General features: G+C 62.0%; 8 protein-coding genes. 7 read left to right on the top strand and 1 reads right to left on the bottom strand.

The genetic code is table 11. From position 1 onward, the window contains the following. Nucleotides 1–157: 157 nt before the first annotated feature. Nucleotides 158–880 carry a tellurite resistance TerB family protein gene (locus ACM1ZW_RS14675; RefSeq protein ID WP_017336652.1) on the bottom strand — a complete coding sequence of 241 codons (723 nt, stop codon included), beginning with the start codon at nt 878–880 and terminating at the stop codon, nt 158–160. 186 nt (nt 881–1,066) lie between these two features. Between ACM1ZW_RS14675 and ACM1ZW_RS14670 the strand changes: the two genes are divergently transcribed. From ACM1ZW_RS14670 to ACM1ZW_RS14640, 7 genes are all read left to right on the top strand, one after another. After that, nucleotides 1,067–1,981 carry a LysR family transcriptional regulator gene (locus ACM1ZW_RS14670; protein ID WP_008072897.1) on the top strand — a complete coding sequence of 305 codons (915 nt, stop codon included), beginning with the start codon at nt 1,067–1,069 and terminating at the stop codon, nt 1,979–1,981. Nucleotides 1,982–2,110: 129 nt separating this feature from the next. Further along, complete coding sequence (locus ACM1ZW_RS14665; RefSeq protein ID WP_017336651.1) at nt 2,111–3,568, top strand: gamma-aminobutyraldehyde dehydrogenase; 1,458 nt, start codon at nt 2,111–2,113, stop codon at nt 3,566–3,568. An 82-nt stretch (nt 3,569–3,650) separates the two neighbouring features. Next, the gene (gene ydcS / locus ACM1ZW_RS14660) at nt 3,651–4,802 is read left to right on the top strand and encodes a putative ABC transporter substrate-binding protein YdcS (RefSeq protein ID WP_017336650.1); all 1,152 of its coding nucleotides are present in this window, start codon (nt 3,651–3,653) and stop codon (nt 4,800–4,802) included. A 222-nt stretch (nt 4,803–5,024) separates the two neighbouring features. Continuing rightward, complete coding sequence (locus tag ACM1ZW_RS14655) at nt 5,025–6,062, top strand: ABC transporter ATP-binding protein (RefSeq protein ID WP_017336649.1); 1,038 nt, start codon at nt 5,025–5,027, stop codon at nt 6,060–6,062. A gap of 1 nt (nt 6,063) precedes the next feature. Continuing rightward, a complete protein-coding gene (locus tag ACM1ZW_RS14650) occupies nt 6,064–7,011 on the top strand; it encodes an ABC transporter permease (protein ID WP_017336648.1) in 948 nt (315 codons plus the stop codon). Beyond that, entirely contained in the window at nt 7,001–7,810 is an 810-nt protein-coding gene (locus ACM1ZW_RS14645) for an ABC transporter permease (RefSeq protein WP_414879478.1), read from the top strand. Before ACM1ZW_RS14650 ends, ACM1ZW_RS14645 begins: the two co-directional genes overlap by 11 nt. Nucleotides 7,811–7,899: 89 nt before the next feature. After that, on the top strand, nt 7,900–9,324 hold the full coding sequence (locus tag ACM1ZW_RS14640) for a gamma-aminobutyraldehyde dehydrogenase (protein ID WP_052909689.1): 1,425 nt from the start codon (nt 7,900–7,902) through the stop codon (nt 9,322–9,324). The last annotated feature ends 206 nt before the right edge of the window (nt 9,325–9,530 follow it).

Below are 9,530 nucleotides of genomic sequence, written 5' to 3'. Positions count from 1 at the left end.
AGTATAGCCGAGGGCGGTGTTTCATTTATAAGACGGATGCGTGGCGCTTCTCATCTCGAGGAAAAACGTTGGCGGTGGCTTTGAATGAAGTGACGCGCCTGGTGACGCCATCGCGGGCTAGGTCTGGGCGGCATTCCGACGATGGCGATCTTGAGCCTTAAAGGGCAGCCTGGCGTACCTGCTTTTCCAGCTCGGCCTTCAAACCCGGCTCCAGCTTCAGCTGCCGAGCGAGTTCATCCAGGTAGGACTTCTCCATGAAGTTCTCTTCGTCCACCAGCATCACGCTGGCGATGTACATCTCGGCGGCCATTTCCGGGGTGCTGGCGGCGCGCGCCACATCGGTTGGATCGAGCGGCTTGTTGAGCTCGGCGTGCAGCCAGTGTTGCAGCTCCTGATCGTTGTCGAGCTTGGTGAACTCGCCTTCGATCAACGCGCGCTCGCGCTCATCGACATGACCATCAGCCTTGGCCGCGGCCACCAGCGCCTTGAGGATCGCCTGACTGTGTTGCTCGACCTGGGCGGCCGGAACCCGGTCCACCGTTTGCGGTTCGCCCCGAGGTGCAGCGCCCTGCTGGGCCTGCCAGTTACCGTAAGCCTTGTAGGCAATGACGCCCAGCGCTGCGAGGCCGCCGTAAATGGCGACTTTGCCGCCGACTTTGCGAACCTTTTTGTTGCCGATCAACAGCCCCATGGCGCCCGCCGCCAGTGCACCTCCACCGGCGCCCGAGAGCAAACTGCCAAGGCCGCCCGAGCCACCGCTGCCGCCGAGCAGCCCACCCAGGCCGCCGCTGGAAGCCTTGTTCTGTGCACCACCCGCCTTGTTCTGCAGCAGGTCCTGGCCGGACTTGAGTAGTTGATCGAGCAATCCACGGGTAATCATTTTTGCCACCTCCACGAAAGGGGTTTACCGACACTTAAGGCCACCAGCCTAGATCGAAAGTGCCCAACCCTTCCCGGTGAGAGTGCTTCCAGATGTTGCTCATCTCCTGTAACGCAAAAAAGCCCATCGATTAAAAAGATATACACTCGAGTGAATCTATAAAAACCGCCCACCGGGTAATTCTTCATGATGACCTTGCGTCAGATTCGCCATTTCATCGCCGTGGCCGAGACCGGCTCGATCTCGGCCGCCGCGCAAACTGCGTTCATTTCCCAATCGACACTGACCCTGGCCATCCAGCAACTGGAGCAGGAAATCGGCGTCGGACTGTTCAACCGTCATGCCAAGGGCATGACTCTGACCCACCAAGGACATCAATTCCTACGCCAGGCGCACTTGATTCTGGCGACGGTGGACAACGCCAAGCGCAGCCTGCAACAAAGCACCGACCAGGTCGCCGGGCAATTGATCATCGGCGTGACCAGCCTCGTCGCCGGTTACTATCTCGCGGATTTGCTCACCCGTTTTCAACGCGCCTACCCCAACGTCGAGATCCGCGTGATGGAGGACGAGCGCCCGTACATCGAGCATTTGCTGGTCAGCGGCGAGATCGATGTCGGCGTGCTGATCCTCTCCAACCTCGAGGACCGTCACGCCCTGCAAACGGAAGTGCTGACCCATTCGCCCCATCGATTATGGTTGCCGGCCCAGCATCCGCTGCTGGAACACGACAGCATCAACCTCGCCGACGTCGCCCGTGAGCCACTGATACAGCTGAACGTCGATGAAATGGATCGCAATGCCCAGCGCATGTGGTCGGCGGCGTCGCTTCAACCGCGCATCACCCTCAGGACCGCTTCGACCGAGGCGGTGCGAAGCCTGGTCGCCGCCGGATTGGGCGTGTCGATCCAGCCCGACATGACGTACCGCCCATGGTCATTGGAGGGCGACATCATCGAAGCGCGGCCCATCGCCGATCTCAGCCAGACCCTCGACGTCGGCCTGGCCTGGCGCCGTGGCACGGCGCGCCCGGCGCTGGTGGACCCGTTTCTGACGGTCGCTCGCGAGCAACCCCACGGCGGGCGCAAGCCATCTATTTAATCGAACGCCACCTTCAGTATTTAGTATTTGTCGACCTCGGGTCCGGGCACTAGTCTTGGTGCATCTATAAGACGGCCGGCCCCAGTCACTGGGAGCAGCATGGCCACACAAGAAAAGAGATCCCGAAAAATGGCTGGCACGCAGACCCCGTTGTTCACCGCGTTGTTGATCGATGGCGAACTGGTCGCGGGTCAGGGTTTTGTCGAACCGATCCTCAATCCGGCCACCGGCGAGGTGCTGACGCACATCGCCGAAGCCAGCACCGAGCAAGTCGAAGCCGCGATCCTCGCGGCCCATCGTGCGTTCGCCAGTTGGTCGCGGACCACGCCGCAGCAGCGCTCGAACCTGCTGCTGGACATTGCCAACGCCATCGAAAAACAAGCCGACCTGCTCGCCCGCCTCGAATCCCTGAACTGCGGCAAACCCTTGCACCTGGCCCGTCAGGACGACTTGAGCGCGACGGTCGACGTGTTCCGCTTCTTCGCCGGTGCCGTGCGCTGCCAGACCGGCCAGCTCAGTGGCGAATACTTGCCGGGTTACACCAGCATGGTGCGCCGCGATCCTATTGGGGTGGTTGCGTCCATCGCGCCGTGGAATTACCCGATCATGATGGCCGCGTGGAAAATCGCCCCCGCCCTCGCCGCCGGCAATACGCTGGTGTTCAAACCGTCCGAGCACACGCCGCTGTCGATTCTGGCCCTGGCGCCCGCACTGGCGGAGATCCTGCCGCGCGGCGTGATCAACATCATTTGTGGCGGTGGTGAAGGCGTTGGCAGCCACTTGGTCAGTCACCCGAAAATCCGCATGGTGTCGCTGACCGGCGATATCGTCACCGGGCAAAAAATCCTGCAAGCCGCTGCGAAAACCCTGAAGCGCACGCACCTCGAACTCGGCGGCAAGGCGCCGGTGATCGTCTGCAACGATGCGGACATTCAAGCCGTGGTCGACGGCGTGCGCACCTACGGTTATTACAACGCCGGCCAGGACTGCACCGCCGCCTGCCGGATTTATGCACAGGCCGGGATTCACGACCGACTGGTGGCCGAACTCGGCGCAGCGGTCAGCAGCCTGCGCTTCGCCGGCAAACGCGACGCCGACAACGAAATTGGTCCGTTGATCAGTACCCGCCAGCGCGACCGCGTGGCCAGTTTCGTCGAACGTGCCCTCGGCCAGCCGCACATCGAGCGGGTGACCGGCGCAGCCGTGCATTCCGGCGCCGGCTTCTATTACCAACCGACGTTGCTCGCCGGTTGCAAACAGAGCGATGAAATCGTCCAGCGCGAAGTGTTCGGGCCGGTCGTGACCGTGACCCGTTTCGACCAACTCGAACAAGCCGTGGACTGGGCCAACGACTCGGAATACGGCCTCGCATCGTCGGTCTGGACCCAGAACCTCGACAAAGCCATGCAGGTCGCCGCGCGCCTGCAGTACGGCTGCACCTGGATCAACAGCCATTTCATGCTGGTCAGCGAAATGCCCCATGGTGGCCTGAAACGCTCGGGCTACGGCAAAGACCTCTCCAGCGATTCGCTTCAGGACTACAGCGTGGTGCGGCACATCATGGCGCGCCACGGACAACATCTCTGACTACGCTAATAACAAGCCGCCAACGGCATGCTTCACCACGTTCACAACTGCCCCGACCATAATTAAAGAAGAGGGAATTCCCATGTTCGTGCACAAGACCGCACTGCTCAGTGCAATCACCACGGCGCTGCTGGCGAGCGCCAGCATCCAGGCCGCCGAACCGCTGAAAGCCGTCGGTGCCGGCGAAGGTCAGCTGGATATCGTCGCCTGGCCCGGCTACATCGAACGTGGCGAAAGCGACAAGGCCTACGACTGGGTGACCGATTTCGAGAAGGAAACCGGCTGCAAGGTGAACGTGAAAACGGCCGCCACTTCCGATGAGATGGTCAGCCTGATGTCCAAGGGCGGCTACGACCTGGTGACCGCGTCGGGCGATGCGTCGCTGCGGTTGATCGTCGGCAAGCGAGTACAGCCGATCAACACCGCGTTGATTCCGAACTGGAAGAACCTTGACCCGCGTCTCAAGGATGGCCCGTGGTACGTCGTCAACAAACAAACCTTTGGCACTCCGTACCAGTGGGGGCCGAACGTGCTGATGTACAACACCAACGTGTTCAAGACTGCCCCGGACAGCTGGAGCGTGGTGTTCGAAGAGCAGACCCTGCCGGACGGCAAGTCCAACAAGGGCCGGGTCCAGGCTTACGACGGTCCGATCTACATCGCCGATGCGGCGCTCTACCTCAAGGCGAAACGGCCGGAACTGGGGATCAAGGACCCGTACCAGCTCAACGAAGAACAATACAAAGCCGCGCTGGACCTGCTGCGCAAACAGCAGCCGTTGATCCACCGCTACTGGCATGACGCGACCGTGCAGATGAGTGACGTCAAGAACGAAGGCGTCGTGGCGTCCAGCACCTGGGGCTACATGGTCAACGGTCTGGTGGCGGACAAGCAGCCGGTGGCCTCGGTCATTCCGAAAGAAGGTGCCACGGGTTGGGCCGACACCACCATGCTGCACGCCGACGCCAAACACCCGAACTGTGCCTACAAGTGGATGGACCATTCGCTGCAACCGAAGGTCCAGGGCGACCTGGCCGCCTGGTTCGGTTCGTTGCCGTCGGTTCCCGCGGGCTGCAAAGAGAGTGAATTGCTCGGCGCCGAAGGCTGCAAGACCAACGGTTTCGACCAGTTCGAAAAAATCGCCTTCTGGAAAACCCCGCAGGCTGAAGGCGGCAAGTTCGTGCCATACAGCCGCTGGACCCAGGACTACATCGCGATCATGGGCGGCAGATAACACACCGCCCCCCCGTGGCGAGGGAGCTTGCTCCCGCTGGAGTGCGGAGCACTCCCAAAAGGGCTGATGCGGTCTGCATGACAGGCCGCATGACTGGTTTTGGGGCGGCTTCGCCACCCAGCGGGAGCAAGCTCCCTCGCCACACACGCCAACTGATTCAGATTTTTCAGATGTCCTGGCGGGGCCGCTGTGACGGCCCTCGCCTTTTCGGAGCACCGCACCATGACGCTTGCAGTCCAGTTCACCAACGTTTCCCGTCTATTCGGCGAAGTGAAAGCCGTAGACCGGGTTTCCATCGACATCCAGGACGGCGAGTTCTTTTCCATGCTGGGCCCTTCCGGCTCGGGCAAAACCACGTGCTTGCGCCTGATCGCCGGTTTTGAACAACCGAGCGCAGGCTCGATCCGGATTCATGGTCACGAAGCCGCCGGGCTGCCGCCGTATGAGCGTGACGTCAACACAGTGTTTCAGGACTACGCGCTGTTCCCGCACATGAACGTGCTCGACAACGTGGCCTACGGTTTGAAAGTCAAAGGCGTCGGCAAGGCAGAACGCCGCAAACGCGCCGAAGAAGCCCTCGACATGGTCGCCCTCGGCGGCTACGGCGAGCGCAAGCCGGTGCAGCTCTCCGGCGGTCAACGCCAGCGTGTGGCCCTGGCCCGCGCATTGGTCAATCGCCCACGGGTGTTGCTGCTCGACGAACCCCTCGGCGCCCTCGACTTGAAGCTGCGCGAGCAAATGCAGAGCGAGCTGAAGAAGCTGCAACGCCAGCTCGGCATCACGTTCATTTTCGTCACCCACGATCAGACCGAAGCGCTGTCGATGTCTGACCGCGTGGCCGTGTTCAACAAGGGGCGCATCGAGCAGGTCGACACGCCACGCAATCTCTACATGAAACCGGCGACCACCTTTGTCGCGGAATTCGTTGGCACCTCCAACGTGATTCGCGGCGATCTGGCGCAGCAACTCAGCGGCAATCCGCAGCCGTTTTCGATCCGCCCGGAGCACGTGCGTTTCGCCGAAGGCCCGCTGGCCAGTCACGAAATCGAAGTCAGCGGCTTACTCCACGACATTCAGTACCAGGGCAGCGCCACGCGCTATGAACTGAAACTGGAAAACGGCCAGACCCTGAACATCAGTCAGGCCAACAACCAGTGGCTGGACGTCAGCGCGCAGCATCAGACCGGGCAACGCCTCAGCGCACGCTGGGCGCGGGAAGCGATGATCCCGCTGCACGACACCGTTGCCGGCGGGGTGTGAGATGACCAGCGTAGCTCTCCCTCAAACGCCGGCCGGCGGCTCGCCGTTGCGCAGGTTTTCCAACCTGCTGTATCGCCGACCGAATTTTTACCTGGCGCTGCTGCTGGTGCCGCCGCTGTTGTGGTTCGGCGCGATCTACCTCGGTTCGCTGCTGGTGCTGTTGTGGCAAGGCTTCTACACCTTCGACGACTTCACCATGGCGGTCACGCCGGACCTGACCCTGGCCAATTTCGCCGCGCTGTTCCAGCCCTCGAACTTCGACATCATCCTGCGCACCTTGAGCATGGCAGTCGTGGTGTCGATCGCCAGCGCCATCGTCGCGTTCCCGATTGCCTACTACATGGCGCGCTACACCACGGGCAAAACCAAGGCGTTTTTCTACATCGCGGTGATGATGCCGATGTGGGCCAGTTACATCGTCAAGGCCTATGCCTGGACCTTGCTGCTGGCCAAGGGCGGCGTGGCGCAGTGGTTCGTTCAACACCTTGGACTGGAGCCGGTCTTGCAGTTCGTGCTGGGCATTCCGGGCGTGGGCGGCAGCACCTTGTCGACATCGCACCTGGGACGCTTCATGGTGTTCGTCTACATCTGGCTGCCGTTCATGATCCTGCCGATTCAGGCCTCGCTGGAACGTCTGCCGCCCTCGCTGCTGCAAGCCTCCGCCGACCTGGGTGCCAAGCCACGCCAGACCTTCATGCAGGTGATTCTGCCGCTGTCGATTCCGGGCATCGCCGCCGGTTCGATCTTCACGTTTTCGCTGACCCTGGGCGACTTCATCGTGCCGCAACTGGTGGGCCCGCCGGGGTACTTCGTCGGCAGCATGGTCTACGCCCAGCAAGGCGCGATCGGCAACATGCCGATGGCCGCGGCCTTCACGCTGGTGCCGATTGTGCTGATCGCCATTTACCTGACCATCGTCAAACGACTGGGGGCCTTCGATGCACTCTGAGAAAGCTTCTTTAGGCCTGAAAATCGCAGCCTGGGGCGGACTGGTGTTCCTGCACTTCCCGATCCTGATCATCTTCCTCTACGCCTTCAACACCGAAGACGCAGCGTTCAGCTTTCCGCCCAGGGGCTTCACCTTGAAGTGGATCGGCGTGGCGTTCTCACGGCCGGACGTGCTGGAAGCGATCAAACTGTCGCTGCAGATCGCCTCCGTTGCGACGCTGATTGCGATGGTGCTCGGCACGCTGGCATCGGCCGCGTTGTACCGGCGGGATTTCTTCGGCAAGCAGGGCATCTCGCTGATGCTGATTTTGCCCATCGCGTTGCCAGGAATCATCACCGGGATCGCGCTGCTGGCGACGTTCAAGACGCTGGGCATCGAGCCGGGGATGTTCACCATCATCGTCGGCCACGCGACCTTCTGCGTGGTGATCGTCTACAACAACGTCATCGCCCGGTTGCGCCGCACGTCGCACAGTTTGATCGAAGCCTCGATGGACCTCGGCGCCGACGGTTGGCAGACCTTCCGCTACATCGTCCTGCCGAACCTGGGCTCGGCGATGCTCGCCGGCGGCATGCTCGCGTTTGCGCTGTCGTTCGACGAAATCATCGTCACCACCTTCACCGCCGGCCATGAACGCACCCTGCCGCTGTGGCTGCTCAACCAGCTCAGCCGCCCACGGGACGTGCCGGTGACCAACGTCGTCGCGATGCTGGTGATGATGGTGACCATGCTGCCGATTCTCGGCGCCTATTACCTGACCCGTGGTGGTGAGAGCGTGGCGGGCAGTGGCGGGAAATAACTGACAACGACTACTCACTGTAGGGACCCGCGCCCACATTTGGGCCGGTTCCTACAGAAGAAAACAACAGTTCCGAAGAGGACAGAACCATGCAAACCCAACTCTTGATCAACGGCCAACTTCTCGACGGCGAAGGCCCCGCCCAACCGGTGTTCAACCCGGCCCTCGGTCGCGTGCTGGTGGAAATCAACGAAGCCAGCGAAGCCCAGGTCGATGCCGCCGTGCGCGCTGCCGACGCCGCGTTCGACAGCTGGTCGCAGACTCCGCCCAAGGAGCGCTCGCTGCTGCTGCTCAAACTCGCCGACGCCATCGAAGCCCACGGCGAAGAGCTGGCCAAACTCGAATCCGACAACTGTGGCAAACCCTACAGCGCCGCGTTGAACGACGAGATTCCGGCGATTGCCGACGTGTTCCGTTTCTTCGCCGGCGCCAGCCGTTGCATGAGCGGCTCGGCCGGCGGTGAATACCTGGCCGGCCACACCTCGATGATCCGCCGCGATCCGGTGGGCGTGATCGCCTCCATCGCGCCGTGGAACTACCCGCTGATGATGGTCGCCTGGAAAATCGCCCCGGCCCTCGCCGCCGGTAATACCGTGGTGCTCAAGCCGTCGGAGCAAACCCCGCTGACCGCGCTGCGCCTGGCGCAACTGGCGTCGGAAATCTTCCCGGCCGGCGTACTCAACCTGGTGTTCGGCCGTGGTCCTTCCGTCGGCAGCCCATTGGTCACTCACCCGAAAGTGCGCATGGTGTCGCTGACGGGCTCCATCGCTACCGGTTCGAACATCATTTCCAGCACTGCCGACAGCGTCAAGCGCATGCACATGGAACTGGGCGGCAAGGCCCCGGTGATCATCTTCGACGACGCCGACATCGACGCCGCCGTGGAAGGCATTCGCACCTTCGGTTTCTACAACGCTGGCCAGGACTGCACCGCGGCCTGCCGTATCTATGCGCAGGAAGGCATCTACGACAGATTCGTCGAGAAGCTCGGCGCGGCGGTCAGCAGCATCAAGTACGGCCTGCAGGATGACCCGTCGACCGAACTCGGGCCGCTGATCACCGCGCAGCACCGCGACCGGGTGGCCGGTTTTGTCGAACGTGCCATGGCGCAATCGCACATCCGTTTGATCACCGGCGGCAAGGCGGTTGAAGGCAATGGTTTCTTCTTCGAGCCGACGGTGCTGGCCGACGCGCTGCAGGACGACGAAATCGTCCGTCGCGAAGTGTTCGGGCCGGTGGTGTCGGTGACCAAATTCAGCGACGAAGCGCAGGTGCTGGGCTGGGCCAACGATTCGGACTACGGCCTGGCGTCATCGGTGTGGACCGCCGACGTCGGTCGCGCGCATCGCCTGTCGGCGCGCTTGCAGTACGGCTGCACCTGGGTGAACACGCACTTCATGCTGGTCAGCGAAATGCCCCACGGCGGTCAGAAATTGTCCGGCTACGGGAAGGACATGTCGATGTACGGGCTGGAGGACTACACCGTTGTGCGGCATGTGATGTTCAAGCACTAAAAGCTTCGCGAGCAAGCCGGCTCCTACAAGGTTTTTGTGCACGACGCGGACCTGTGGGAGCTGGCTTGCCAGCGATGGCGTCAACTCGGTTTCAGGGCCGAAACCGGCAACACGCACCACCAGGTTTCAACGCAGACAACCAAAACAATAACCACCGATCCGGGCAGCGCCGCCAAGGCCCCGCCACGGTTTCGGACATCCGAAAT

Source organism: Pseudomonas sp. NFX71 (genome assembly GCF_048079215.1).
GTDB classification, from domain to species: domain Bacteria; phylum Pseudomonadota; class Gammaproteobacteria; order Pseudomonadales; family Pseudomonadaceae; genus Aquipseudomonas; species Aquipseudomonas fluorescens_B.
The sequence above is the reverse complement of the archived record's forward strand: the minus strand, read 5'-3'. Positions and strand labels throughout refer to the sequence as shown.